We start from the raw sequence: 25846 nt of genomic DNA on the forward strand, positions 1-25846 counted from the left end.
CCGAAGTGATATTTTCGATTACATCGAGATGTTCTATAACCCCAAGCGTCGACACAGCAGTGCTATGCAGCTGTCTCCAGTAGAGTATGAGAAACGCTACTTCCTGAGCTTGGAGAGTGTCTAGGAAACCAGGGGCGATTCACCACCTCACTCATAATTACTCCCTTTGCCAAGGTCCTCAAGTGCATTTTGAGCTGGCCTGGGCTAAGCTCCCTAGATTAAATATCACCAGGCAAACACTTGCCCTGCAATCAATTCATTCTTCATCCCAAAAAACTCCCGGCGTTACATAAGCGCCATCCTTTAGGACCTCACACCAACCAAAATACCGATGAAACATTTTCAGGTCGACTATCAGATAACGATCCCCCTCAAGCGGCGCCAGACTGACTTCTGAGAATGCATAGTGAGAGCACTCTCCACCTGTCCCTGGGATAACCCGTTGTTCAAGTGCCGCCCTGTCCCACTCCATTACCGTTCCGCTGACGACGGGCAAAGGGTCGAAAAACTCGATCACAAAAGTCTCCGAAACTTTACAAAGGCAGGGGAGATATCGTAGCTCCAGCAGTCTTTTACTTATAAGGTCCTGCTCAAAACGAATCGTCAAAATCATGTTTTCAATGCACTCCATTGCACAGCAATTTCGCCAGAAAAATTCTTCTCATACACTTTCACTGGGGTGAAATTTTGAACGCCATTCGAATTACGTACGGCTACAAGGCAACTCGTATGGGACATGGAAAACCCTCAGGACTGACCGCAAAGAAAAGCATGTCTGATGTTGTTCAGCCACTCCGCAAGGCTGACACCTTCGGAGCTCGGAGCGTAAAAACACCCAATTTTCCACGTTACAAGGTGTTCGAGATCATCCATGGAAAGCTTGGAAGCCAAGAGAACCTCTATCTCCTGTGCTCCTGCTAACAGAGTGGCTTGCGGCTCATGCTTCAGCATGTCGGCTAAAGCTTCACTGCTGTCAGTGTACTCTTCCGGCCAATCTTGATGAAGATAGCAACCGAGTAGTTGAGTGAGTGCGGGAAATTCCATAACATTTACCTCCTCGGGATTTCTGTGCTCCATATAGGGACCCCGAAAATGGACATTTTTATTTTCGACGCACTAATTAAATATCATCTTGGCATACGGCAGCAAAAATCAGAGCAGGACAAGTAAACCTGCCCCTACTGAAACAAGATATTTGCCGCCCATCTGCGTCTCTCTCATCAACCAAACCCTAACCAGAACTAACTAAGCCCTAACTAGGACAAACTCCAAAAACACCCCGCGACCGGCCATGCTTCCAATAACTTCCCGACTCACTTCCACCGACTTCGCAGCGAAATCCACTTCATTCAATGATGCGGAAAAGTCAATAATACAATCCATACATGGAACTCTCTTACCCCCCTTGATTTCAAACCCTTCCATGCCAAGAACTGCAATAGCATTACTTTTGCAGTAGTCAACCAATTTAATTCCATCGCCGACATCAAACAAAGGGGTGCCATTCCATATCAGTGTAGGTGTAATAGGCAAACTTTCAACAAACACTTCTGCAATCAGCCCCATGGCGCAACCCACTCAGGATCGTTTTTATTAGAGACCTGGACGATCGCCCCCGTGCGATCATTCCTCACTACATACGAGAAGGGGACATACTTATTTTTCACACTCTAATTTCGACTTACCCCGCTTCCAGCGCTAAACGTCCTCACTGACATCTTAAGCACCAAGCTTGATCGCCGTCTTGGCCATGCAAGGGCAGAAACTAGAGTAGAAAAATAAATCTGTCCCCTTTTCTCGGTCCCTTTTCTCGATCGAAGAACACAAACGGTGCTTACTTATCTGAATTCAGCTTTAGGCGCAAGAGCCAACCTCACTCAAAAAGCCTCTTGCCAACAGTCGATCAGATTCATTTTTTGCGGCCTTACCCAGAACAGGAGTCAGATAGTAGAGCAGCAACTCCCTGTCAGAAGTGCTAGCTGGAAGATTCTCCCTGACGCACTCAATAAAAGTCTTTACAGACATAAACGAGGAAAACACCTCGTACCCCCTAGCACTGGAAAACGGTATCTTCTTAAAATAGTAACCAGCCAAACGCCTTTGATCGGATCGCTTCCAGGATCGATGAGGAATCAGCAACAGCGCCTCACCATAGTCCTTGGATTCTAACGGATAGGCCCCCATTAGCCATTCAGCAGCCTGCTCTGAGCTCAGTGCTGCAAGGTGTTGACACAGCTGCTTTTGCTGTTCATTCATAATGCCACCTACCTTGGCTTAAACAAATCCTGCGGCAAACCCGAGTTGGCGCGCAACTGGTGGTTCTGGCTGTCGCCGGTCTGCTTGAAGGCAAAGCCGTTGGCCTGGGCCAGGGAGCGGTATTCGCTCTCGCTGTAGCTGTAGGTGAAGTTCCACCAGCCCCACGGCAGGTTGTAATACAGCACGCCGTTCTTCGAGCCCTGGGTGTGGTCGCTGACCACGTCGTGGCCGCCGCGCAGCATCAGCTGGTCGGCCAGGCCCAGCGGGCTGTCCCATTCCAGGCCGAGGTTGAGCATCTGCTCGCCGGTGCTGCGCTGGCCTTCGTTGTTGCGCGACAGCGAAGCGCGCCAGGGTTTCTGTTGGGTGTTGCGCACCAGCACTTCGCTACCGCCGACGGCCTTGCCCGGGGTCAGCTCGATCTGCGCCTTGTTCGACGGCAGGCGGTTGAGCTGGTCGACCATCTGTTCGACTTCGCGCAGGTTCAGGCGCTGTTCGACTTTGCCGGGGAAAACCATGACCAGCTCGCGATCGCTCAGGCCGCTGTTCGGGTCCGGGCGCAGCCCCTCCAGGCGCCCTTCCACCACCAGTACCTGCAGATGGCCCGAGGACAGGTCCTGCTGCGGCAGGTAGGCACGGCTGGTGACCAGGCCGCGCCCCAGGTAATGGTCGGTGATGGCCTTGAGCAAGGCATTGAGCTGGGTGACGCCCAGGCACTGGTCGATGAAGGGCTTGAGCAGGCCGTCGCGGTCGGCGGCGGACAGACTGTCGGCGCCCTTGAGCTCAATGGTGTGGATGGTGAAGCAGCGGCTGTCGGCCGCCGGTTGCGCTTCACCGGGTTCGGCGGCCTTGCCGGGCAGGTTGCGCAGCTCTTCGAGGCGGCGCTGCTGCTCTTCGAGCAGACGGTCCTGGCGGTCGCGGATCAGGTCCTGGTCGCCGGGTGAAACGGCCCAGGCCAGAGGGCTGCATAGCAGGCCGACAAGCGCACAGAGGGCCGTTTTGCGCCCTGAAACTAGACATCCCGCCATGACCAATCCCTGGTGAACAGTGCAAAGTGGCGGGCATACTATTTTGCCATCATATTGGCGTCAATTTGCCATCATCCGGTTTTTTGTAACACCGCTCTCCGTGTTGAATGAAACCATTGAGATAGAGCTGTTGCGCTACAGAGAAAAATTTTTGCCCTGTCGCCGTGAACGATGTGGAGCTGCCGTGCAGCTCCACGACTTGGGCCTTACGGCATCACCGGCGGCACATACTGCAAGGTCGTGCCCAGCGCCCACAGCAACACCAGCACCAGCGGCACATGCACCAGCAACTGCACGAACGAGAAGCCGATCAGGTCGCGCGCCTTGAGCCCCAGCACCCCCAGCAGCGGCAGCATGTAGAACGGGTTGATCAGGTTCGGCAGCGCCTCGGCGGCGTTGTAGATCTGCACCGCCCAGCCCAGGTGGTACTGCAGGTCGTTGGCCACCAGCATCACGTACGGCGCCTCGATGATCCATTTGCCGCCGCCGGACGGAATGAAGAAACCGAGCACCGCCGAGTACACGCCCATCAGCAGCGCATAGGTGTCATGGGTGGCGATCTGGGTGAAGAACACCGAGATATGGTGCGCCAGGGTCTGGGCGTCCGCGCCCTTGACCTGGGTGAGGATGGCGGCGATCGAGCCATACAGCGGGAATTGGATCAACACCCCGGTGGTGGTCGGCACGGCACGCGTCACCGCGTCGAGGAAGCTGCGCGGACGCCAGTGCAACAAGGCGCCGAGCATGATGAACAGCAGGTTGTAGGTGTTCAACCCGGAAATCGCGGTGATCGCAGGCTTGGTGGCGAACTCCTGGTACAGCCAGCCGGCGGCCAGGGCCACCAACAACAGGATCAGGATAGGGCTGTATTCCAGCCACTCGCCCGGGCGGGTGCGCTGTGGCGAAGGCGGCGCGCTGAAGCTCGGGTCGACGCCGCAGTCCTGGGCGCTGCGGGCGCTGTTCGGCCCGGGCGCGGTGGCATAGGCCACGACCAGCGAGACGACCACCAGCGCGGCAAGCATCACCCCGGACTGCCAGAGGAAGATGGTCTCGGTGAACGGAATCACCCCGGTGATCGACAGGATCGACGGCGGCAGGCTGGCCGGGTTGGCCTGCAGTTGCGCGGCCGACGACGACAGGCCCAGCGCCCACACCGCGCCCAGGCCCAGGTAGGCGGCGGCACCGGCGGCGCGGTAGTCCATCTTCAGGTCGCCGCGACGGGCCAGGGCGCGTACCAGCAGGCCGCCGAACACCAGCGACAGGCCCCAGTTGAGCAAGGAGGCGAGCATCGAGATCAGCGCCACCCAACACACCGCCGAGCGGCCGTTCTTCGGCAGGCGCGCCAGGCGGTCGATCAACCGGGCAGCGGGTGGCGAGCTGGCCACCACATAACCGCCGATGACCACGAAGGCCATCTGCATGGTGAACGGAATCAGGCTCCAGAAGCCGTCACCGAAGGCCTTGGCGGTGTCGGTGGGCTTGCCGCCCATGGCCAGGGCGCCGAGGGACACCAGCATCACCGCCAGGGCGGCGAACACCCAGGAGTCGGGGAACCAGCGTTCGGCCCAGTTGGAGCAGCGCAGGGCAAAGCGGGCGGAGCGGCTGTCTTGGATATCAGCGGCCACGATGTTTTCCTTTTTCTGATTTTTATAGGAATGAAACGGCGTCGCCCCATCGCGGGGCAAGCCCGCTCCCACGAGGGATGCGTGGTCCTTCGTGGGAGCGGGCTTGCCCCGCGATGGGGCGCTTGCAACGGTGCTGCTTAGAAAGTCATTTCCTGCACATCGTCCGGCACGATCAGCTTGCCGGCGGTCTTCTCGATGATTTCCTCGATGCTCACGCCCGGGGCGGTCTCGCGCAGGATGAAGGCACCGTTTTCGATCTCAAGGTAGGCCAGGTCGGTCAGCACCTTGCGGATGCAGCCGGCGCCGGTCAGCGGCAGGCTGCACTTGGGCAGCAGCTTGGACTCGCCGTCCTTGGAGGCGTGGGTCATGGTGACGATGATGTTGTCGGCACCGGCCACCAGGTCCATGGCGCCGCCCATGCCCTTGACCAGCTTGCCGGGGATCATCCACGAGGCGATGTTGCCTTCCACGTCCACCTCGAAGGCGCCGAGCACGGTGAGGTCGACATGGCCACCACGGATCATGGCGAAGGATTGCGCCGAATCGAAGATCGACGCGCCACGGCGGGCGGTGACCGTCTGCTTGCCGGCGTTGATCATGTCAGCGTCGATCGTGGCTTCGGTGGGGAACTCGCCCATGCCCAGCAGGCCGTTCTCCGACTGCAGCATCACTTCCATGCCGTCGGGCACGTAGTTGGCCACCAGGGTGGGGATGCCGATGCCGAGGTTGACGTAGTAGCCGTCCTTCAGTTCACGGGCGACGCGTTGCGCCATTTGTTCGCGGGTCAATGCCATGGTCAGGATCTCTTTGTTGTTCTTGAGGGCGGCGCTCAGGCCTTGACGGTGCGCTTTTCGATGCGCTTCTCGAAGGTGCCGACGATGACCCGGTCGACATAGATGCCCGGGGTGTGGATCTCGCTGGGCAGCAGCACGCCGGGCTCGACGATCTCTTCGACCTCGACCACGGTGATCTTGCCGGCAGTGGCGGCCAGCGGGTTGAAGTTCTGCGCGGTGTTGCGGTACACCACGTTACCGTAGTGGTCAGCCTTCCAGCCTTTGACAATGGCGAAGTCGCCGGTGATGGATTCTTCGAGGATGTATTTGCGGCCGTTGAACTCGCGTACTTCCTTGCCTTCGGCAACCGGGGTGCCGTAACCGGTGGCGGTGAAGAAGGCCGGGATGCCGGCGCCGCCGGCACGCATCTTCTCGGCCAGGGTGCCTTGCGGGGTGAGTTCCACTTCCAGTTCGCCGCTGAGCAGCTGGCGTTCGAACTCGGCGTTCTCGCCGACGTAGGAGGCGATCATCTTGCGGATCTGCCGGTCCTCGAGCAGCACGCCCAGGCCGAAGCCGTCGACGCCGCAGTTGTTGGACACCACGGTCAGGCCCTTGACGCCGCGGCGCTTGATCTCGGCGATAAGGTTCTCGGGGATGCCGCACAGGCCAAAGCCGCCGGCCAGCACGGTCATGTCGTCGCTCAGGCCCGCCAGGGCCTCTTCATAAGTTGCTACACGCTTGTCCAGTCCGGCCATGCTCAGTCGCCTTTTGTAGTTGTTGGAACCGTACGGTCATCTTCACTGTAGTCGACTGATTTGTTAATTTTGTTTTCGTCATCGATTGATAATTTTTACAAAACAAAAGGCCACTTCTCATGAACGTCAAGCAGCTGCGCGCCTTCGTCACCGTGGCCAAGTACCAGAGCTTCGCCCAGGCCGGCGAGCATCTGCACGTCTCGCAACCGGCCCTGAGCCTGACCATCAAGGCCTTGGAGGACAACCTGGGCGGCGCCCTGCTCACCCGCACCACCCGCAGCGTCAGCCTGACTCCCGAGGGCGAGGTGCTGCTGCCCCTGGCCCGGCGCCTGCTGGCCGACTGGGACGACACCGAGGAGATGCTGCGACAGCGTTTTACCCTGCAGCTGGGGCGGGTCTCGGTGGCGGCCATGCCGGCCTTCGCCGGCAACCTGCTGCCGCAGTCGCTGAAGGTGTTCCGCCAGCGCTACCCCAAGGTCAACGTCACCGTGCACGACGTGATCAACGAGCAGGTGCTGGAACTGGTACGCCACCGTCGCGTCGAACTGGGCATCGGCTTCGAGCCTGAAAGCAGCGAGGCGCTGCGCTTTCACCCGCTGTACATGGACCGCTTCGTCGCCGTGGTACCGGCCGACTCGCCCCTTGCCCACCAGCCTCAGGTGCGTTGGCAGGAGCTGCTGGCCGAGGATTTCATCGCCCTGCAACGGCCTTCGGCGGTGCGCCTGCTGCTTGAGCAGCACCTGGCCGCCAACCATGGCAAGCTGGCGGTGGCCTTCGAAAGCCACCAACTGTCGACCATCGGTCGCATGGTCGCCAGCGGCCTGGGCGTCAGCGCGGTACCGGCGCTGTGCATCGGGCAGATGCAGGAGCTCGGCGCCCGTTGCGTGCCGTTGGTCCAACCGACCGTGGAGCGGCGCATCGGCGTGATCGCCCTGGGCGATCACAAGCTGTCCAAGGCCGCCGAGGCGCTGCTCGATGTGCTGCTGACCCATACCCATCCACAGGAGGTGACATGCGTTACGTGAATCTGGCGGGCTCCCGCGTTCCGGCCATCGGCCAGGGTACCTGGTACATGGGCGAAGACCCGGCCCGCAGGGCCGCCGAGGTGGCGGCGCTGCAACAGGGTATCGAGCTGGGCCTGGGCCTGATCGACACTGCTGAAATGTACGCCGAGGGCGGCGCCGAGCAGGTGGTCGGCCAGGCCATCTCCGGGCGTCGCGACCAGGTGTTCCTGGTCAGCAAGGTCTACCCGCACAATGCCAGCCGACGCGCTGTGCCGGCCGCTTGCGAGCGCAGCCTCCGGCGCCTGGGCACCGACTGCATCGACCTGTACCTGCTGCACTGGCGCGGCCAGTATCCGCTGGAGGAGACCGTCGAAGCGTTCGAGCGCCTGGTCGAGCAAGGCAAGATCCGTCGCTGGGGCGTGTCCAACTTCGACCTTGACGACCTGCGCGAGCTCGACAACCCCGCCTGCGCCACCAACCAGGTGCTGTACAACCCAGCCGAGCGCGGCATCGAGTTCGACCTGCTGCCGTGGAGCCGCCAGCAGGGCTTGCCGACCATGGCCTACTGCCCGCTGGCCCAGGCCGGGCGCCTGCTGCGCCATCCGGTGATGACGCAGGTCGCTGAGCGCCACGGTGCTACGCCGGCCCAGGTGAGCCTGGCCTGGGTGACGCGGGGTGAAGGGGTAATCGCGATTCCCAAGGCGGTCAATCCAGAGCATGTGCGCCTGAATGCGGCGGCGGCCGACCTGGTGCTTGCCGAAGAAGACCTGCAAGACATCGAGCAGGCATTCCCCGCTCCGACACGCAAGCAGCGCCTGGCGATGGTCTGAGTTGCCTGCACGAGGGGCCGCGCCGCGGCCCTATCGTAGGCAAGCCGGCTCCCACACCGACCGTGCCACCTTCAAGCCAAGTGCCAATGACTAGTGGAAGTCCCGGCTGCGCACATCCAGCCCCTGCAACAGGGGGCTGATGTCCTCGAGACGCCGGGCGATCAGGTGCCGTACCCCGCTCTCCTGCTCCAGGCGCCCGCTCACCTTGAGCAACTTCGAACCCACCAGTGCCCGCCGCTGGCGCTCGGCCAGGTCGCGCCAGACCACCACATTGATCATCCCGTGCTCATCCTCGAGGGTGACGAAGGTCACACCGCTGGCGGTCTGCGGGCGCTGGCGCCCGACCACGATGCCGGCCACGGCGACAGTGTCGCCATGCTCGACCCCCGCCAGCTCCGTCGAGCTGCGACAGCCCAGTGCCCGCAAGCGTGAGCGCAGCAGGGTCAAAGGATGCGGCCCGAGGGTGGTGCCCAGGGTGCCGTAGTCAGCGGCCAGGTCCTCGGCGACACTCGGCACCGGCAACGCCACCGCCTGCTCGGACACCGGCTCGAGCCCGGCGAACAACGGCAACTGCGATTGCACCGCCGCCACCTGCCAACGTGCCTGGTGACGGTCACCGACCAGCCCGCGCAACGCCCCGGCATCCGCCAGGCGCGCACGGGCACGAGCATCGAGCCCGGCGCGCAGGCACAGGTCCTCGACGTCGCGCCACGGGCGCTGTGCCCGCGCCTGTGCCAGGCGGCAGGCATCGCCTTCACCAAAGCCACGGATCTGGCGCAACCCCAGGCGGATGGCCAACGCCCCCTCGCCCACGGCCTCCAGGGTGCAGTCCCAGTCGCTGTGGAACACATCCACCGGGCGCACCTCGATCCCTTGGCGGCGGGCCTCCTGCAACAACTGGTCGGGACTGTAGAAGCCCATCGGCCAGCTGTTGACCAGTGCGCAGGTGAAGATCGCCGGCTCATGGCACTTGAGCCAACTGCTGGCATAGCACAGCAGGGCGAAACTGGCGGCATGGGACTCGGGGAAACCGTAGCTGCCAAAGCCCTTGATCTGCTCGAAGATGCGCTCGGCAAAGGCCAGTTCGTAGCCATTGCGCAGCATGCCCGCGATCAGCCGCTCGCGGTGCGGCTCCAGCCCGCCATGGCGCTTCCAGGCGGCCATGCTGCGGCGCAGCTGGTCGGCCTCGCCCGGGCTGTAGTCGGCGGCGACCATGGCCAGCTCCATCACCTGCTCCTGGAACAACGGCACCCCCAGGGTGCGCTCGAAGACGGCCTGGAGTTTTTCCGATGGATAGGTGACCGGCTCCTGCTTGAGCCGGCGCCGCAGGTACGGGTGAACCATGTCGCCCTGGATCGGCCCGGGACGGACGATGGCCACCTCGATCACCAGGTCGTAGAACTTCACCGGCTTGAGCCGGGGCAGCATGGCCATTTGTGCCCGCGACTCGATCTGGAACACGCCCATGGTCTCGGCGCGGCCGATCATGGCGTAGGTGGCCGGGTCCTCCTTGGGCAGGGTCGCCAGCGTGTACTCGCGTCCCCGGTGCCGGGTGATCAGGTCGAAGCAGCGGCGCAGCGCGCTGAGCATGCCCAGCGCCAGCACATCGACCTTGAGCAGGCCGACCATGTCCAGGTCATCCTTGTCCCACTGGATCACCGTGCGCTCGGCCATTGCCGCGTTCTCCACCGGCACCAACCGGTCCAGCGGCTGCTCGGAGATGACGAAACCACCGGGATGCTGCGACAGGTGCCGGGGAAAGCCGATCAGTTCCCCCGCCAGCACCAGGATGCGCCGCAGCGAGGGACTGTGCGCATCAAAGCCGGCCTCGGCCAGGCGCCCGGCATCGGGAATACGATCGCTCCAGCGTCCGCAGCACTTGGCCAGGGCATCCACCTGGTCAGCTGGCAGGCCAAGCACCCGGGCCACATCGCGCACCGCGCCGGCGGCATGGTAGCTGCTGACCACCGCAGTGAGTGCCGCCCGGTGTCGGCCGTAACGGCGGAACACGTACTGGATCACCTCTTCGCGGCGATCATGCTCGAAGTCCACATCGATGTCCGGCGGCTCGTTGCGCTCGCGGGAGAGGAAGCGCTCGAACAAAAGGCGGTGCTCCATGGGGTCGAGCTCGGTGATGCCGAGCACGAAACACACCACCGAGTTGGCCGCCGAACCGCGCCCCTGGCAGAGGATACGCTGGCGACGGGCGAAGGCGACGATGTCGTGGACAGTCAGGAAGTAACTCTCGTAGCCCAGCTCCTCGATCAATGCCAGCTCCCGTTCCAGCACCGTGCGCACCTTGTCGCTCGGGCCCTGGGGCCAGCGTTCGGGCAGGCCGCGCCGGCACAGTTCGCGCAACCAGCTGGCCGGGGTCTGCCCTGCGGGCACCAGTTCCCGTGGGTACTGGTAGTTCAGCTGGGACAGGTCGAAGGTGCAGCGCCCGGCAATCCGCAGGGTCGGCGCGAGCAGATCGTCCGGGTACAGTTCGCGCAACTGGTCGAGCGAGCGCAGGTGACGCTCGCCGTTGGCGAACAGGAAACGTCCCGCCTCGGCGACCGCGCACTGTTCGCGGATGGCGGTCATGCAGTCCTGCAGCGCACGCCGCCCGCGCACATGCATGTGCACATCGCCGCAGGCCACGAGCGGGATCTCCAGCCGAGTCCCAAGCGCGCGCAGCTGTGCCAGACGCAGGGTGTCGTCGGCCCCGCGATGCAGGTGCACCGCCAGCCACAGGCGTTCGCCGAACAGCGGCCGCAACCAGGCCGCGTCGCCGTCGTCGGGCTCGGCCACCCACAGCGCCAGCAAGCCCTGGTGATGGGCCTCGAGGTCCTCGACGAGCAACTGGTAGCTGCCCTTCTCCGAGCGCCGCCGGGCGCGGGTGATCAGCGCGCAGAGATTCTGGTAACCGACAAGGTCTTCCACCAGCAGCACCAGCTTCGGCCCCTGGTGCACCCGCACCTCGCTGCCGACGATCAGCTTCAACTGATGCTGCTTCGCCGCCTGCCAGGACCGGACAATCCCCGCCAGCGTGCATTCGTCGGTGATCGCCAGGGCCTGGTAGCCCTGCTCGCGGGCGCGGCGAAACAGTTCGTCGGCACTGGAAGCACCGCGCTGGAAACTGAAGTTCGACAGACAGTGCAGTTCCGCATACGCCGGACCGTTCATGCGAACCAGCCCTGCAACCACAGTGGCCCCGGGGCCGCCAGGTCGCGGAAGGCCCAGCCGCACAGGCCATCGCGGGTCTCGATGCGGTAGTAGTCGCGGCGCACGTCGCCACCGTCCCACCAACCGGACTCGATGCGTTCGGCGGCCCCCAGCAGTTGCAGGCCGGCCTCGCTCAAGAGCTGGGGCGTGGGCAGCAGCCAACCGGGACGACGACCAGGGGCCATCACCCGTTGGCCTTCGGCGCCCTGATCCACGCCTTGCCAGGCGCGCTCGGGGCGATGGTCGGCTTCGGCGCGCAGCCCCCTGACCGCCTCGTCACCGAGCCGCGCCCGCAGCCGTTCACGCAACTGCTCCCAGGGCTGGACCTGCTGTGCGCGCGGGTCGAACAGCGCCTGGCGTTGAGGCACGAAGGGCGGCAGGTCGGCGGCCAGCAGGCGCAGGTTGCGCACCGGCGCCGGGATACGCAGCGGCTCCAGGCGGCCACGGGCCAGCTCGAACAGCAGCGAAGCGTCGCGCTCGGCGGCCAGCAGGCCGACCTTGAGCACGGTGTCCGCGCCTTGGGCGTGCTCCAGGTGCAACTCGAAACGCTGCACGCCGCAGTCGCGCCCGGCGAGGAAGGCCGCCAGGTCACTGATGAGGCGACGCAAGGGGAACAGCAGCGCCTGATGCGACTCGACATCGAAGTTCAGTTCCAGCCGCGCCTCGAAACGATCGGGCGGCTGGTAGAAGTCCAGCCCCAGGTTGCGCAGGCCGAGCAACTGGTCCAGGTGCAGTTGCACCTGGGCGCTGAAGCGCCTGGCCAAGGCATCGCGCGGCAGCGCCAGCACCTGCTCGAGCCGGTGCAGCCCCATGCGGGCGAAGGCCTCGACTGCGTCGACCGGCAGGCCGACACGGTTGACGGGCATCTCCAGCAAGGCGGCGCGGGTCGCCTGCGGGCAGGTCAGCGCCAGGCCGTCATGGCCGTTGGCGAGCATCCTCGCCGCCACCGGGTTGCTGGCCACGACAATGCGCTGGCGCAGCCCCAGCGCCGCCAGTTCCTGGCGCAAGCGCGCCTCGAACAGCGGCCAGGGGCCGAACAGTTGCAGGCTCGAGCCCACCTCCAGCAGCAACGCACGGGGATAGTAAAGACTGACTTGGGCGCTGAAACGGTAGGCCCAGGCCGCCAGCAACTGCTGCAACTGCTCGATACGCGCCGGCTCGACCTCGACGCAGGTGAAACCGTCGGCCAGGGCGCGGGCGGCGGTCAGCGTCTGCCCTGCGCGCAGCCCCAGCTCACTGGCCGCCGGGTTGACCGCCCGCAGCACACGGCGCTGGGGCGGACCGCCCAGCAGCACCAGCGGCGCCTCGGGGTCGTCGCGTTCGCGCAGGACGGTGTCCAGCGCCAGCTGTGGCAACAGGATGCAGGCCCAGAGCATGGCGCATTACTCCCGCCCCGGGCAGGCGATGGGCGTGACCGGCGCCAGGCCGCCCCGGCACTTGAGCACGCGCCACTGCGCCGGACGCAGGTCGAGGGCAATGCGCAGGGCGGCGGGCGAAGGGTTCAGCGCGGCCTGGTGCGGGCGACAGGCGAACGCCAGCGCATCGCCGGTCTCCGCAGCCACCTGCAGGCGCCGCAGGGCACGGTCGTCGGCACGCTCTGGCCAGCACAGCACGGCGGCGCAACTGCCCGAGCGCAGGCACTGCTCGGCGGCCCACAAGGCATCGATCGCCTCGGCGTCGACCTGCACCAGCCAGCGCAGGTCCACCCCGGCGGCCTGCCAGGCCGGCGCATAGGGGATGAACGGCGGCGCCACCAGCACCACCCGCTGCCCCTCGCCCGTCAGCCGGGCTAGCGTCGGCCAGAGCAGCTGCAGTTCGCCGCAACCGGGGCTGGCCAGCAGCAGTTCGCTCAGCGCCGCCGCCGGCCAGCCGCCTTCCGGCAGGCGCTGGTCGAGGCCGGCATGCCCGGTGGGCTGCAGGCCCTGCGGACGTGCCTGGGCCTGCCGCCCGCGCCATACCTGGCGCTGGTCGAGCAAACGGTCGAGGTCGACCACGGCGCCCATCAGTCACGCCTCAGCAGGCCGCAGAACACGCCTTCGATGAAGAATTCGTGCCCTGGGGTCACGTCGATGGGGGCATAGGCCGGGTTGCGGGGCAGCAGGCGATAGCCATCACGGGTGCGCTGCAGGCGCTTGATGGTGACTTCGCCGTCGAGCCGGGCGACCACGATCTGCCCGTCACGGGCCTCGCCCTGCTGGCGAATGCCGACCAGGTCACCGTCGAAGATGCCGTCGTCGACCATCGAGTCGCCACGCACCTTGAGCAGGTAGTCGGGGGTGCGCCGGAATAGGCTGGGGTCGAGCAGCAGTTGCTCGTGGATGTCGAGGTCGGGGCCGATCGGCGCACCGGCGGCGACCTGGCCAAGCACCGGCACCTCGAGGATCTCGGGCCGGCGCAGGGGCTCGGCCAGGCGGATGCCACGCGCCTGGTTGGGCGTGACGTCGATGAACCCGGCCTGGCTCAGGGCGGTGATGTGCTTGCGCGCCACGCTGCGCGAGGCGAAACCGAAGCGCTCGGCGATATCGGCCAGCGACGGTGGCTGGCCTTGATCGGTGATGCGCTCGCGGATGAACGCGAGGATGGCGCGGCGTTTGGGGGATAAAGTGTCCATGGAGCACATTTGTACTCTTTTTTCATAACACTGAACAGCTCCCTTCGTCGCCGGCCCTCCCCACCCTGCCTCAGTAGCGAATGGACAGGGCGATCGCCTCGCTCGGCGTCTGGTGTTTTTCCAGCAGCCCCAGCACGTCCTTCTTCAACTGCTCCTGCCTGTCGATCAGCGCCAGGTCGCGGAACTTGTAGTCCAGGTCGGCATAGCTTTCCGATACGCCGGCATTGAGGTGGTTCTTGCCGAAGGTGTGCACGATGTGCTTGGACTTCCAGATGTCGTACTGGCTGAACACCTGGTCCCGCGGCAGGTGCCTGGCAACCGAGAACGGCACCCGGGTCAGCAGGCAGTAGTTCATCTTGTACTTGTGGAACTGGTAGTGCTCCAGGGAGTGGACGAACGACACGTACCAGATATAGGTGGCGATCACTTCGATGTTGAAGTCCCTGTCGCCGGACTGGCACGGCAGGTTGACGTAACGGCACAGCTCGGCAACCCAGTTGTTGATGTAGGGCTCGGAGCCGTCGCGCAGCAGGTCGTCGTAGCTGGCCGAGACGAACTTCAGCACCGCCGCGTAGTAGTCGCGGTACTGGGCATTGAGCGCATGCTGGCCATTGAGGTACTGGTCGAACGGGATGGCGAACCTGATCTCGAATTTCTGGGTCAGCGCCTGGTCTTCGGTCTCGCGCTTGTTGTACATGTTCAGGGCGTTTTCATAACCGACCTTGTAGAAGGTCTGCGCCGAGTAGTAGCCGATGCAGCTATAGAGGAACTTGTCGGCGATGCCGGTGGTTTCGCGCAGCGACAGCGGCGACTCCTTGAACTGGTGATTGAGCATCAGGATATAGGCGGTGTGCGGGTCCATCAGCTTGTGGAAGTTGCAATCCTTGGGCACCAGGTTGAACAGGAATGCCGCGCCCATTTCGGCGAAGAACAGATGGTGGTGCAGGTGCGCGCCAAGGATGAAGAACACCATGGTGTTGGACATGAAGTACACCTTGGCCAGGTCCCAGTCCGGCTCGCCCGGGCCGACGCTGAAGCCGTCGCGCAGGGTGATGCGCATGCTGTCGGCGGCAAAATCCTCGGCAATGGCGATGCTGGCCACGTCGAACACCGAGCTGGACAGGCGGATCTCCCGGGTGAAGTCACGCATGTCGAAGGTCGACACGCCATCGACCGTCTGCAGGTAGTGGGTGATCTGCGACGACATCAGGAACACCCGCAGGTCCTCGTCCGAGATGGCCGTCGGCTGTGGGAACTGACCCAGCGGTACCTTGTAGTAGTCGCGGTTGGCCTTGATGATCGACTGGATGTAGTTGTGGTAGACCTTGTCCTTTCTCCAGCGGTAGACCAGCTCGGCGGGCAGCTTCTTGGGGATGTAGCCCATGTGGTAGTCGGTGCCCGGGATCGGCGTGCTTTCCATCGAGATGGAATCGCGGTTGTAGTGGCGATAGCCGAAGTAACGAGGCAGCAGCCATTTCAGCTGAACCCACTTCCAGGCCAGGAAGCTGGTGCCGAGATTGACCGCGTACAACGCCAGCAGCAGCGGTACGAACTTCACGTAGTACAGGCCCACGTACACATGCTTCAACGGCTCGGCGCGGGTTTTGCTCATCAGTATGATCACGGGGCTGACGGTGATGAAAAACGCCAGCAGGATGACTTCCAGCATGCTTCAAACTCCTTGTTCGATCGCTTTGTTCTTGTTGCGGCTTGCGCCGTAGCTGTACAGGCAGGCGCCTGTAAAAATCACGTTGACGACGCTCCAGGCGAGCGCCGCGTCAGGGCTGTACCAGCCCGTCAGGTCGAAGGCCGGCAGGTTCATCAGGGGTGTGTCGCCGGCCAGCGTGCGCACGAACAGGTAGAAACCGAAGGTGTAGGCACGGGCCTGGAAGTACAGGTCCGAGCGTCGCAGCAGCAAGGCGTAGGCCACCGGCGCCAGCAACAGCGGCAGGGCGTAGCCGAAGGTGGTGATCCGCGCCGAGTACAGGAAACACAGGTTCCAGGTGGTGTAGAGGTAGGGCCAGTAGGCCGGGACATGCACCACGAAATCACTGTGTCGCCCGGAAACCTCCCAATGCTTGCGCGAGTACGGCAGGCAGACGATCAGCCCCACGGCGGCGACGATGTTGAGGATGTTGCCGGTCTGCCAGTCGATCACCGAGGCCTCGATGATGTTCAGCACGATCACCAGGTAGATCAGCTTGTAGATGAAGCCTTCGATCCTTGGCTTGTAGCGGGCATAGGCCAGGAAACACATGGGCAGCAGCACGCTGATGGTCTTGATGCGCATGAACAGGTTGGCGTTGGGCACCAGCAGCGCCGGCAGCGACAGCACGAAGAAGGTCAGGCCCACCAGGCGGTAGCGCCTGAACAGCTCGGCGACCAGCAGGAAGGCGGCGAAGAAGGCCAGCATCAACAGCAATGTGTTCGGCATGAGGGGTTTCCCTACTCGTTCATGGATCGATGTGCGGCGTGAACGCCGGGCACGGCAAAGCCTGCCGCGCACGCCCGGGCCAGAGGCCGGGGACGGTGGAGCAATGGACAGGCGTTGCAGGTATCAGGTGGCTGGCAAGAGGGCCGCAATGCGGCCTGGCTCAGGCCTTGCCGAGGACGTGGGCTTCAGCTTCCAGCCATTTCCTCACGGCTTCGGGCATCGCCGCGGTGGTGGGCTGCACCTTGAGCTTCTCGGCGATCACCGCGTTGGCGACCAGGCCCTTGCGGCCAACCCAGGCGCCTTTGGAGTAGCCAGTCACGACCACGTCGCCTGCGCTGTTGAAGAAGCTGTACTGGAAGTAAGTCCAGTTCTCGTCGAGGCAGCAGATGCTGAATTCAGCTGTGTACTTCTCGAAAATTGAAAGTTGCTTCTTGTAGACGACCAAGTTGCCGCCGAGCATCGGCTTCCAGCCCAACTTGAAGGCTGGAATGAGGATTTTCGCGCGCAGACAAAGTTCCAGCATGAACAAATCGGCGATGGTCATGTAACGGCCATTGTTCATGTGCTTGTTGATGTCGATATCGTTCGGCCAGACCCGCAACGTGCGGTGCAGCGTGTCGGTCAGGGCCATGGGCGGCTTGAAGAAACCACGCAGAACAGCCAGCAACAGGCGGATGTAAAGGTTCATCCGGTTATCCCTCCCTAGGATTTTTTATTATCGTTCCCTGTTCAACCAACCGTTGATTAATCGGTTGGCTGCAAGCGGCGCATTGCAGGCCTGCTTGTTTGCCTCTCAGCGGTGGCGAAACTAACAGCTTTCACCGGGAGCAACCAGAGGCCAACACCTTAATTACTCTAAAAACGCCAACTGAATAACCGGTCACGTTCGGACTTTATATTCAATTGATGCTGAAACGTTTGTTCTTTTATTGGAAAACTATTCGTCGCGGTGCTCCGCTAGTCCATGTGCTTGCACAATGCCTGGCGTAATGCCTCGGGCACTGCAACCGGCTGCTTGCTCTCAGGGCAGACGCACACCTGGGTCATGCTGGCGCGAAAGCAGACTTCGCCACCGACGCCGCGCGCCTCGACGGCAAAACTGAACGAAGTGGTACCCGGCTCGCCACTGCTGACCTGCACGCTGATCAGATCATCCCAAGCCATGGGTGCCAGGAACTCGATGGACAGGGCCCGCGCCGGCGGCATCACGCCCATGGCGAACAACCTGCGCAGGCCTTCGCCGCCCAGGCAGTGGGAGAGAAACTCGTGGACCGCCTCGATGACGAAATAGGAGATACGCGGTGTATAGACGATCCCGGCGGGGTCGCAGTCGCCGAACAAGATCTTGCGGGTGGTGACAAAAGGCATGGCGTTGGGTGCTCCGTGCTAGGAATGCCTGGCAGGCCATACTAACGCACACGGTAAAACGGCTGGCACCTTGACTTACCCCCGCACTGCCCGCCAAGTACATTTTCCAACCCTGATCCCTTATGATGCTGAATGGTTTCTCCAGCCTCAGGATGCCCAATGCTGACCGCCCTGCTGTTCGACCTCGATGGGACCCTCACCGATACCGACACCTTGCACCTGCAAGCCTTCCGCAAGCTGCTGTTCGACCATGACGGTCGCGAGCTGACGCAGGAGCAGTTCAACACTCAGGTCAGCGGCCGCGCCAACGGCCTGTTGTTCGCCGAACTGTTCCCACAGGCCGATGCCGCCAGCCGCCAGGCCTTGGCCGAGCGCAAGGAAGCACTGTTCCGTGAGCTGTCACCGACACTGGCGCCGATGCCCGGCCTGCTGCGCCTGCTGGACCACGCCGAACGACAGGGAATCGGCATGTGCGTGGTGACCAACGCGCCGCGCCTGAACGCCGAACACATGCTCGGGGCCATGAGCCTGGGCGCACGTTTCGAGCATGTGCTGGTAGCGGACGAACTGGCCCGACCCAAGCCCGATCCCCTGCCCTACCTCACCGGGCTGCAGCGCCTGGGAGCCAAGGCCGGGCAGGCGCTGGCGTTCGAGGATTCGCTGCCGGGGGTCAAGGCCGCCGTCGATGCCGGAATCTTCACCGTGGGGCTGGCGACCACCCAGCCTGCCGAACGGCTGATGGAGGCTGGGGCTAGCCTGGTGATCGAGACGTATGATGATCCGCGGTTGTGGGATCTGATCGAACGGATGCAGCGACAGTGTGATTGATCGGAAAATCCCTCATATCACGACCTTGCTCCAACGCCCCGCCAGGAACAGGTAGTCGACCCAGAACACCTGGTGCAGCAGGACGATCCCCCAGAACACCACCTGGTAGGAGACCTTCCGGGTCTTGTGCCGAAACAGCTGCTGCGCCACCAGCGCGCCCGGCCAGCCGCCCAGCAGCTCACTGGCGTGCAGCACCTTCTCGGGGGTACGCCAAGCCTGGCTGCGGGCTTGCTGTTTGTCCTGCCAGTACAACAACAGGCTGACCAGGCTCGCCGCCAGGTACATTGCCAAGGGCAGCCATGTTCGGCCGCCCAGGCCCATTTGCACACCGCCGAAAAGCGGCAACAGGCATAGTACCACCAGCATCAGCATTTTCAGGCGTAAATGGCGTATGCCCGCCTCGCCCGTGGGCGCGTTATGCCTGCGCGCCATGTCAGCCGTGCGCCGTCGACCAATCGACCCAGCCGAATTCCCAGGTCGCCAGGATCAGCAGGCCGAAGGCGATCCGGTACCAGGCAAACACCGCATAGCTGTGGTTGGCGATGAACTTGAGCAGCCCGCGCACAGCGATCATGGCGAAAATGAACGACACCACGAAACCGAGCGCGAACACCGGCAAGTCACCCGGCTGGAACAACTCACGGTACTTGTACCCCGAATACACTGCCGCACCGACCATGGTGGGCATCGCCAGGAAGAACGAGAACTCGGTGGCCGCCTTGCGCGACAGGCCGAACAACAGGCCACCGATAATGGTCGAGCCCGACCGAGAGGTGCCGGGGATCATTGCCAGGCACTGGACGAAACCGATCTTCAGCGCATGGCTCCAGCGCATCTCGTCGACATGGTCGACCTCCACGCGGTGCTGGCGACGCTCGGCCCACAGCATGATCACCCCGCCCACCACCAGCGCGGCGGCGACGGTAACGGGGTTGAACAGGTACTCGTGGATCAGGTCGGCGAACAGCACGCCCAACACCACCGCCGGGAAGAACGCGATCAGCAGGTTGGCGGTGAAGCGCCGCGCCGGCCCCTGCGTGGGCAGGCCCAGTACCACGTCGAGGATCTTGCGCCGGAACTCCCACACCACCGCCAGGATGGCCCCCAGCTGAATGATGATGTTGAACGCCATGGCGCGTTCGCCGCCAAAGCCGATCACGTCGGCAACGATGATCTGGTGCCCGGTGCTCGAAATGGGCAGGAACTCCGTCAGCCCCTCGACCACGCCCAAGATGATTGCCTGCAAGGCACTCCAAAAATCCATCCTTCCCCCAAGTGCGACGCTGCGCATGGCAGGCCGCTTGTTTTGATTGACTCAATGATGCCGCACGCGGCGCGTGCTTTTTACAGTGACTGTAGCTGCCAAGGCCAGCTGAAAAACGCGGTTGCCTAAAGGTTTCATCTGACGCGGCCGAAATCCTAGCAGAGCCTGTGTTTCAAGGCTTGCGTTAGCTGCTACACGGGATGTCAAGAAAGACTCATTAGCCGTTGGTCGAGTGGGGGCCGGCGGCAAAGCATGCTTGGATGCCCTGGATAAAAAGAACAAAGACTGGAGTAACGCATCATGAAGACCCTGAGGTCGATGTCGATCAGCCGCCGCCTGTGGCTGATCCTGCTGGTGGCCGTGGCCATGCTGCTGGTGCTGGGCCTGCTGATGCTGCGCCAGCTCCACGGCGACCTGTACCAGGCCAAGGCCGAAAAGACCCGCCATGTGGTGCAGACCGCCGCCGGCATCCTGACGTATTACCAGGGCCTGGAGGCCGCCGGCACGCTCACCCGCGAAGCCGCGCAGCAACAAGCCCTGCAAGTGGTGCGCGGCCTGCGCTACGACCAGAACGACTATTTCTGGATCAACGACCTGCACCCGAAGATGATCATGCACCCGGCCAACCCCAAGCTCGATGGCCAGGACCTCTCGGCCATCCGCGACCCGGATGGCTTTGCCGTGTTCAACGAAATGGTCGCCCTGGCCCGCAGCCAGGGCGCGGGGCCGGTCGACTATCGCTGGCCCAAACCGGGCGCCAGCGAACCGGTGGAGAAAACGTCCTATATCCAGTTGTTCAAGCCCTGGGGCTGGATCATCGGCTCGGGGGTGTACATCGACGACGTGCAGGTCGAGTTCGCCCGCCAGCTGCGTGACGCCTCGCTGTTGGGCCTGGGCATTGCCCTGCTGATGGCCCTGCTGGTGATGCTGATCGCCCGCAGCATCGCCCGTCCGCTGCAGGAAGCCGTGCAGGCCATGGGCACCATCGCCAGCGGCGAAAGCGACCTGACCCGACGCCTGGACACCCATGGGCGTGATGAAATCACTCACCTGGGCGAGCACTTCAACCGCTTCAACGGCAAGTTGCAGGGCGTGATCGGCCAGTTGCAGGGCGCCGCCCATGCCCTGGCCGAGTCGGCCGGCCATGTCGGCGACAACGCAGGCGCGGTCCAGGCCCGCAGCACCCAGCAATCGCTGCAAATGGACCAGGTGGCCACCGCCATCAACGAGGTTTCCTACGCTGTGCACGACGTGGCCAAGCACGCCGAACAGGCCTCCAGCGAGATGCGCAACGCCCAGACCCAGGTCGGCCACGGCCAGCAGGCGATCCACGGCAGCCTGCAGCAGATCGACCGGCTCTCGGCGACCATCGAGCAGGCGGTGCAGGTGATCCGCGAACTGGCCAGCCACAGTACGAAGATCGGAGGTGTTCTCGAGGTGATCCGCTCGATCGCCGAACAGACCAACCTGCTGGCGCTCAACGCCGCCATCGAGGCCGCTCGCGCCGGTGAACAGGGCCGTGGTTTCGCCGTGGTCGCCGACGAGGTGCGCCTGCTGGCCCAGCGCACCGCCCAGTCGACCGCCGAGATCCAGACCATGATCGAGCATCTGCAAGGGCAGTCGGAGGCCGCGGTACGAGCCATCGACACCAGCAGCGAAGCTTCGCGCCAGACCGTTGAGCAGGCCCGCGAGGCCGGCAGCAGCCTGGATGCCATCAGCCAGGCGCTGGGCAACCTGGGCGCGCTCAACGCCTCGATCGCCAGCGCCACCCTGCAGCAGTCCCATGTGGTCGAGGAAATCAACCGCAACGTCACCGAAACAGCCGACCTATCGCAGCAGACCGCCGAGGCGGCGCGCCAGTCCAGCGACGCCGGGGTGGCCCTGGCGCGGCTGAGCGAAGAGCTGGAGCAACTGTTGCGCCAGTTCAGGGTCTAGCGGCGGCAAGCGGCGGGCTGATACGTCCGCCCGCTGCTTGAAGCGTCCCGCTCGAAGCGGTTAGCATCCCGCCTTTCCCCGCCCAAGGATCGCCGATGTCCGGCCTCGAACTCTTCGCCGCCGCGCTCGGCGTCATCGCCGTCTGGCTCACCGTCAAGCAGAACCCCTGGTGCTGGCCGATCGGCCTGGTGATGGTGGTGCTGTACAGCTGGATCTTCTACGAGGTGAAACTGTACTCGGACATGCTCCTGCAACTGGTCTACGCGGTGCTGCAGCTGTACGGCTGGTGGCAGTGGACCCGGCCGGACCGCATCGAGGACGCCCGCCAGGTGACCCGCCTGGCCCCCGCGCCAATGCTCAAAGGCCTGGCGGCCGGCCTGCTGGCCAGCCTGCTGCTGGGCGCGGGCATGGCGCACTGGACCGACGCCGCCCAGCCCTGGCTGGACGCCGCCCTCACAGGTTTCAGCCTGGTGGCGCAGCTGTGGATGGCGCAGAAGCGTCTGCAATGCTGGGCGTTGTGGGTGGTGGTGGACGTGATCTTCGTCGGCCTGTTCCTGTACAAGGGCCTGTACCTCACCGCCGCGCTCTATGCCCTGTTCACCCTGATCGCCGTGCGCGGCTGGCTGGAGTGGCGCCGCGATCCGGCGCTGGCGGCGGCATGAAGGTCCTGGTGCTGTGCGGCCCGGAGTCCAGCGGCAAGAGCTGGCTGAGCGGCGAGATCCAGGCGCATTTCGGCGGCGTGCTGGTGGGGGAATATGTCCGCCACTTCATGGACTGTGAGCAACGTGACACCTGCTACGCCGACATCCCCGCCATCGCCCGCGGTCAGCTGACTTGGGAAGACCAGGGCCGAGAGCAAGCGCCGGAACTGCTGATTCTCGATACTCACCTGCTCAGCAACATCCTCTGGAGCCGGGCACTGTTTGGCGACTGCCCGGCCTGGATCGAGGAGGCACTGAAGGCGCACCACTACGACCTGCACCTGCTGCTACGCCCCGAAGGCGTCGAATGGGTCGGTGATGGACAACGCTGCCAACCACGACTGGAAGAACGCCAGGCGTTTTTCGACGACAGCCTGGCCTGGTTGCAAGGTCACCGGCAGAATCTACAGGTCATCGACGGTGACTGGCCGCAACGTAGCGCCAAGGTGCTGAGCTCGGTGCAACGCTTGCTTGACGGAAAAGCACCGGTTTTCCCCACTGAATGTTAAGCCGCTGATACACATCGAACGGCCATAGCCCCCGGATTTGCGCGTAATCCCACCGTTTCGGGGGCAGTGTCACACCGTTGATACACCTGCGGCGAATTCCCCTCGAAGCCCAGTATTGCAGGGTTTGACCCTCTCCTCACCCGAGATCTGTCTCAGCCCTGATACAACAATTCTCTGACGCACCAGCACTTCCCACCCAAGATCCTGATTCTTAAGCAATAACCAAAACCGGCACAGCTTCTGCTCTTCTTCTGGCAACGCGGCCCCTGGCCCAAACGCCGAAGAAGGAATTGCCATCGTGGGGAAACCAGAAAAAGGCAAGATCTGTCACCTCCTGCTGCTCGGTTGCGCGTTGGGGTCCAGCTTCAGCCTGCCTGTCCAGGCAGACAACGGCATCGTCGTGATCACTCGCGAGGTGCAGACCCGCAGTGCGATCCGCGCGCCCATGATCCCCGACCCGAATCCAGTCACCGTCAACACTAACCCGTCCGCGCACATTCTCAGGCAGACCAGTGAGCTGAGCGATGGCGACTTCGCCGGCATCACCAGCGGTGCAGGGATCAACTCGCTGATCACCCAGCAGACCAATACCATCGGCGCCAACATCGGCAACCAGACCCAGTTGCCCAACATCGCCGGCGGACGTGGCTCGGGCTCGGGCGGCAACGGTATCGCCAACATGGTCAATTCGAACGTCCAGCAAGGCCTGGGCGCGCTGAAAGTGCTCGGCGGAGGCCAATGACATGAGGCATTCGCTGCTGATTCTGGCCACGCTGTGCAGTGCTTCGGCCTTCGCCCAATCCCCCGTGACCAACACCGCCACTATCGACAGTTCCGGCGCGCAATACCAAGGCAACCTGGGCGTCAACCAGGCGGCCGGCGACCAGCAACAGCAGGTCAATGCACGGGCCATCGCCATTGGCCACGATGCCAACGCCAGCACACAGATCCGTCAGCGCCTGCGCACTCACGTCGACCCTGCGCTGGATGCGCAGTCCAGCATTCAGGGCACGGCGTTCAGTCACGGCAATGGCATCCTCGGTGTCAACCAGAGCGCCGGCGCCAGCAACCAGCAAGCCAACGCACTGCGCATCAGCGTCAGTGCCCAACCGCAAAGCATCGACGACAGCGTCCTTCTGCAACAGAACGTGGCGCTGGTCAACAGCTCGGATCCAACTGCCCAGACTCCCGGCCATCGCCAGGTCAGCACCAGCGACCAGGCATTCACCGGTAGCCGTGGCGTGGTGCAGTTGAATCAGAGTGCAGGGGTGGGAAACCGAACGGCCAACACCCTGAGCATCCGGGTCGCGGATTGACCCAAACAGGTAACAACAACACTTAACCTAAAATAAAGTACGGAGAACCACCATGAAACCCTCGATGGCACTCAAGCCTCTGGTTTTCGCAATTGCTGCGATCATGGCTGTGGCTGTACAAGCTGGGCAGAATGATCCGCGTGGCCATGGACACAATAATGGCCACGGCCACAACAACGGTCATCACACCCCTCCTCCTACCAAGATCCCGGTGTATGCAACCGCCAATGCCTGGGACAAGCAAAGCAGCACCAACAACCGCATCAACAATGAAGGCACCGTGAACGAAGCCGAAATGAGCAGCTCGGCTTCCGGCACCAGCGGCAACGTCGGTGTCAACGTGGCAGCCGGCGCCGGCAACCAGCAGGACAACGCCGCCGCCATCGCCAATGCCGGTGCCGACTCGAGCCTGGACAACAGCTTCGTGTTCGGCTCCGCCTCGGCCACCGCCGACGTGCGTCAGTACAGCAACAACAACAAGGTCAACAACTACGGTGTCACCAACTCCGGCGTCATGAGCGGCTCGGGCAACAACGGCAGCGGCAACATGGGCATCAACATTGCCGGTGGCGACCTGAACCAGCAGAAAAACACCATGGCCATTGCCAACTCCAATGCGCCACTGGGTAACGCCACCGCTACAGCCTCCGCCGACCAGAACGGCCCAGGCCTGGTCGTGAACAACAGCGCCGACCGCACCTATCGGGTCGATACGCTGACCTTGACCACCACCAGAAGCGGCAGCGCCTCGTACGACAAGGACTCCAGCTACAGCAAGGACAGCAGCGCCTCGTCGAGCTGGGATGCTGCAGGTTCGAACAGCTGGAATGCCAGTGGTTCCAACAGCTCCAGCGCCAGTGGTTCGCGCAGCCATGAATCGAGCTCTTCGGCAAGCGGTTCTCTGAACGCTTCGCTGGATGCCTCGGCCAATGGCAGCGTGACCCATACCCAGGACTTCGGTCGCCACGAACGCAGCCGCACCGACTCGTTCGATGCTTCGCTGAGCGCTTCGATCGACGCGTCGTATGACAAGTCGCACGAGAAGTCTTCCAGCTCCTCGTACGAAAAAGCCCGCGACTCTGCGTTCGAGAAAGCCTACGACTCCTCTTATGAGAAGTCGGGCAGCGCCTCCAACGAATCGTCCAAATCCGGCTCGAAGAGCTACAGCGAATCCAGCTCGTACGACCTGAGCAACACCGTGTCCTTCCAGGTGCTGACGCCTACCGGCTGGGCCAACCCTGTGACCAACACCGCCACCCTGAGTGGCTCGGTGAATGGCGGCAGCGGCAACCTCGGCGTGAACGTGGCAGCCGGTGTGGGCAACCAGCAAAGCAACTCGCTGGCCATCTCCAACACCTCGTTCTGACAGCTGTGACCTTGAGGCCCCCTTCGGGGGGCCTTTCCTCAA

The 25846-nt window shown here is 63.2% G+C and carries 28 protein-coding genes and 2 pseudogenes; 11 read left to right on the forward strand and 19 right to left on the reverse strand.

Going from position 1 to position 25846, the window contains the following annotated elements; translation table 11 throughout:
- Positions 1-124, forward strand: a 124-nt coding sequence (locus tag AC25ND_RS22570; protein WP_143516827.1) for an IS3 family transposase, incomplete at its 5' end; no start/stop codon positions are given.
- A 132-nt stretch (positions 125-256) separates the two neighbouring features.
- Here the strand turns inward: AC25ND_RS22570 and AC25ND_RS22575 are convergent.
- The 9 genes and pseudogenes from AC25ND_RS22575 to AC25ND_RS22615 form a co-directional block, all read right to left on the reverse strand.
- On the reverse strand, positions 257-613 hold the full coding sequence (locus tag AC25ND_RS22575) for a hypothetical protein (RefSeq protein ID WP_062360293.1): 357 nt from the start codon (positions 611-613) through the stop codon (positions 257-259).
- 134 nt (positions 614-747) lie between these two features.
- The gene (locus AC25ND_RS22580) at positions 748-1044 is read right to left on the reverse strand and encodes a contact-dependent growth inhibition system immunity protein (RefSeq protein WP_062360295.1); all 297 of its coding nucleotides are present in this window, start codon (positions 1042-1044) and stop codon (positions 748-750) included.
- 201 nt (positions 1045-1245) lie between these two features.
- Complete coding sequence (locus AC25ND_RS22585; protein ID WP_236247982.1) at positions 1246-1566, reverse strand: hypothetical protein; 321 nt, start codon at positions 1564-1566, stop codon at positions 1246-1248.
- Positions 1557-1667, reverse strand: a complete 111-nt coding sequence (locus tag AC25ND_RS22590; protein ID WP_139121054.1) for a colicin E5-related ribonuclease — start codon at positions 1665-1667, stop codon at positions 1557-1559. The genes AC25ND_RS22585 and AC25ND_RS22590 overlap by 10 nt, the downstream gene beginning before the upstream one ends.
- Positions 1668-1854: 187 nt before the next feature.
- Entirely contained in the window at positions 1855-2256 is a 402-nt protein-coding gene (locus AC25ND_RS22595; protein ID WP_083242031.1) for a hypothetical protein, read from the reverse strand.
- 26 nt (positions 2257-2282) lie between these two features.
- Positions 2283-3281 (reverse strand): annotated as a pseudogene (locus tag AC25ND_RS22600) (ShlB/FhaC/HecB family hemolysin secretion/activation protein); the annotation flags it as partial.
- A gap of 206 nt (positions 3282-3487) precedes the next feature.
- A complete protein-coding gene (locus tag AC25ND_RS22605) occupies positions 3488-4906 on the reverse strand; it encodes a short-chain fatty acid transporter (protein WP_182323902.1) in 1419 nt (472 codons plus the stop codon).
- Between the two features lie 137 nt (positions 4907-5043).
- The gene (locus tag AC25ND_RS22610; protein ID WP_028691538.1) at positions 5044-5700 is read right to left on the reverse strand and encodes a CoA transferase subunit B; all 657 of its coding nucleotides are present in this window, start codon (positions 5698-5700) and stop codon (positions 5044-5046) included.
- Positions 5701-5735: 35 nt separating this feature from the next.
- Positions 5736-6434 carry a CoA transferase subunit A gene (locus tag AC25ND_RS22615; RefSeq protein ID WP_069016620.1) on the reverse strand — a complete coding sequence of 233 codons (699 nt, stop codon included), beginning with the start codon at positions 6432-6434 and terminating at the stop codon, positions 5736-5738.
- 119 nt (positions 6435-6553) lie between these two features.
- On the opposite strand from AC25ND_RS22615, the gene AC25ND_RS22620 reads away from it, so the two are divergent.
- Both AC25ND_RS22620 and AC25ND_RS22625 read left to right on the forward strand, forming a co-directional pair.
- On the forward strand, positions 6554-7459 hold the full coding sequence (locus AC25ND_RS22620) for a LysR family transcriptional regulator (protein WP_197865896.1): 906 nt from the start codon (positions 6554-6556) through the stop codon (positions 7457-7459).
- Positions 7447-8268 carry an aldo/keto reductase gene (locus tag AC25ND_RS22625; protein WP_280060975.1) on the forward strand — a complete coding sequence of 274 codons (822 nt, stop codon included), beginning with the start codon at positions 7447-7449 and terminating at the stop codon, positions 8266-8268. Before AC25ND_RS22620 ends, AC25ND_RS22625 begins: the two co-directional genes overlap by 13 nt.
- Before the next feature lie 90 nt (positions 8269-8358).
- Here the strand turns inward: AC25ND_RS22625 and AC25ND_RS22630 are convergent, their stop codons facing one another.
- From AC25ND_RS22630 to AC25ND_RS22665, 8 genes are all read right to left on the reverse strand, one after another.
- Positions 8359-11433 (reverse strand): error-prone DNA polymerase, encoded by a 3075-nt coding sequence (locus AC25ND_RS22630; protein WP_486976593.1) that lies wholly within the window; start codon positions 11431-11433, stop codon positions 8359-8361.
- Positions 11430-12848, reverse strand: coding sequence for a Y-family DNA polymerase (locus AC25ND_RS22635; protein WP_088853038.1), 1419 nt, complete (start codon positions 12846-12848; stop codon positions 11430-11432). Before AC25ND_RS22635 ends, AC25ND_RS22630 begins: the two co-directional genes overlap by 4 nt.
- Positions 12849-12854: 6 nt before the next feature.
- Positions 12855-13475: a translesion DNA synthesis-associated protein ImuA gene (gene imuA / locus AC25ND_RS22640; RefSeq protein WP_028691544.1), complete on the reverse strand. Its 621-nt coding sequence runs from the start codon at positions 13473-13475 to the stop codon at positions 12855-12857.
- A complete protein-coding gene (lexA, locus tag AC25ND_RS22645) occupies positions 13475-14083 on the reverse strand; it encodes a transcriptional repressor LexA (protein ID WP_081791599.1) in 609 nt (202 codons plus the stop codon). Before lexA ends, imuA begins: the two co-directional genes overlap by 1 nt.
- A 70-nt stretch (positions 14084-14153) precedes the next feature.
- Complete coding sequence (locus AC25ND_RS22650; protein ID WP_213882974.1) at positions 14154-15752, reverse strand: hypothetical protein; 1599 nt, start codon at positions 15750-15752, stop codon at positions 14154-14156.
- A gap of 3 nt (positions 15753-15755) precedes the next feature.
- On the reverse strand, positions 15756-16517 hold the full coding sequence (locus tag AC25ND_RS22655; protein ID WP_028691547.1) for a hypothetical protein: 762 nt from the start codon (positions 16515-16517) through the stop codon (positions 15756-15758).
- 160 nt (positions 16518-16677) lie between these two features.
- Positions 16678-17148: a thioesterase family protein gene (locus AC25ND_RS22660; RefSeq protein WP_158509989.1), complete on the reverse strand. Its 471-nt coding sequence runs from the start codon at positions 17146-17148 to the stop codon at positions 16678-16680.
- Positions 17149-17474: 326 nt separating this feature from the next.
- Positions 17475-17885, reverse strand: coding sequence for an acyl-CoA thioesterase (locus tag AC25ND_RS22665; protein ID WP_236179903.1), 411 nt, complete (start codon positions 17883-17885; stop codon positions 17475-17477).
- Positions 17886-18044: 159 nt separating this feature from the next.
- Between AC25ND_RS22665 and AC25ND_RS22670 the strand changes: the two genes are divergently transcribed.
- Entirely contained in the window at positions 18045-18713 is a 669-nt protein-coding gene (locus AC25ND_RS22670; protein ID WP_028691549.1) for an HAD family hydrolase, read from the forward strand.
- 12 nt (positions 18714-18725) lie between these two features.
- On the opposite strand, the gene AC25ND_RS22675 is transcribed toward AC25ND_RS22670, so the two are convergent.
- Positions 18726-19145 carry a DUF1294 domain-containing protein gene (locus AC25ND_RS22675; protein WP_028691550.1) on the reverse strand — a complete coding sequence of 140 codons (420 nt, stop codon included), beginning with the start codon at positions 19143-19145 and terminating at the stop codon, positions 18726-18728.
- A gap of 1 nt (position 19146) precedes the next feature.
- A complete protein-coding gene (locus tag AC25ND_RS22680) occupies positions 19147-19977 on the reverse strand; it encodes an undecaprenyl-diphosphate phosphatase (protein ID WP_028691551.1) in 831 nt (276 codons plus the stop codon).
- 390 nt (positions 19978-20367) lie between these two features.
- Here AC25ND_RS22680 and AC25ND_RS22685 point away from each other — a divergent pair.
- From AC25ND_RS22685 to AC25ND_RS22715, 7 genes and pseudogenes are all read left to right on the forward strand, one after another.
- Positions 20368-21039, forward strand: a pseudogene (locus AC25ND_RS22685) (cache domain-containing protein); the annotation flags it as partial.
- Positions 21040-21177: 138 nt separating this feature from the next.
- Positions 21178-21912 carry a methyl-accepting chemotaxis protein gene (locus AC25ND_RS22690; protein WP_371877800.1) on the forward strand — a complete coding sequence of 245 codons (735 nt, stop codon included), beginning with the start codon at positions 21178-21180 and terminating at the stop codon, positions 21910-21912.
- A gap of 95 nt (positions 21913-22007) precedes the next feature.
- On the forward strand, positions 22008-22574 hold the full coding sequence (gene pnuC, locus AC25ND_RS22695; protein WP_028691553.1) for a nicotinamide riboside transporter PnuC: 567 nt from the start codon (positions 22008-22010) through the stop codon (positions 22572-22574).
- The gene (locus AC25ND_RS22700; RefSeq protein WP_486976594.1) at positions 22571-23122 is read left to right on the forward strand and encodes an AAA family ATPase; all 552 of its coding nucleotides are present in this window, start codon (positions 22571-22573) and stop codon (positions 23120-23122) included. Before pnuC ends, AC25ND_RS22700 begins: the two co-directional genes overlap by 4 nt.
- Positions 23123-23420: 298 nt before the next feature.
- Positions 23421-23864: a hypothetical protein gene (locus AC25ND_RS22705; RefSeq protein WP_062360311.1), complete on the forward strand. Its 444-nt coding sequence runs from the start codon at positions 23421-23423 to the stop codon at positions 23862-23864.
- 1 nt (position 23865) lies between these two features.
- A complete protein-coding gene (locus tag AC25ND_RS22710) occupies positions 23866-24438 on the forward strand; it encodes a hypothetical protein (RefSeq protein ID WP_062360313.1) in 573 nt (190 codons plus the stop codon).
- 52 nt (positions 24439-24490) lie between these two features.
- Positions 24491-25804, forward strand: a complete 1314-nt coding sequence (locus AC25ND_RS22715) for a hypothetical protein (RefSeq protein WP_062360314.1) — start codon at positions 24491-24493, stop codon at positions 25802-25804.
- Positions 25805-25846 lie beyond the last annotated feature (42 nt).

The organism is Pseudomonas sp. P110(2024) (genome assembly GCF_057480795.1).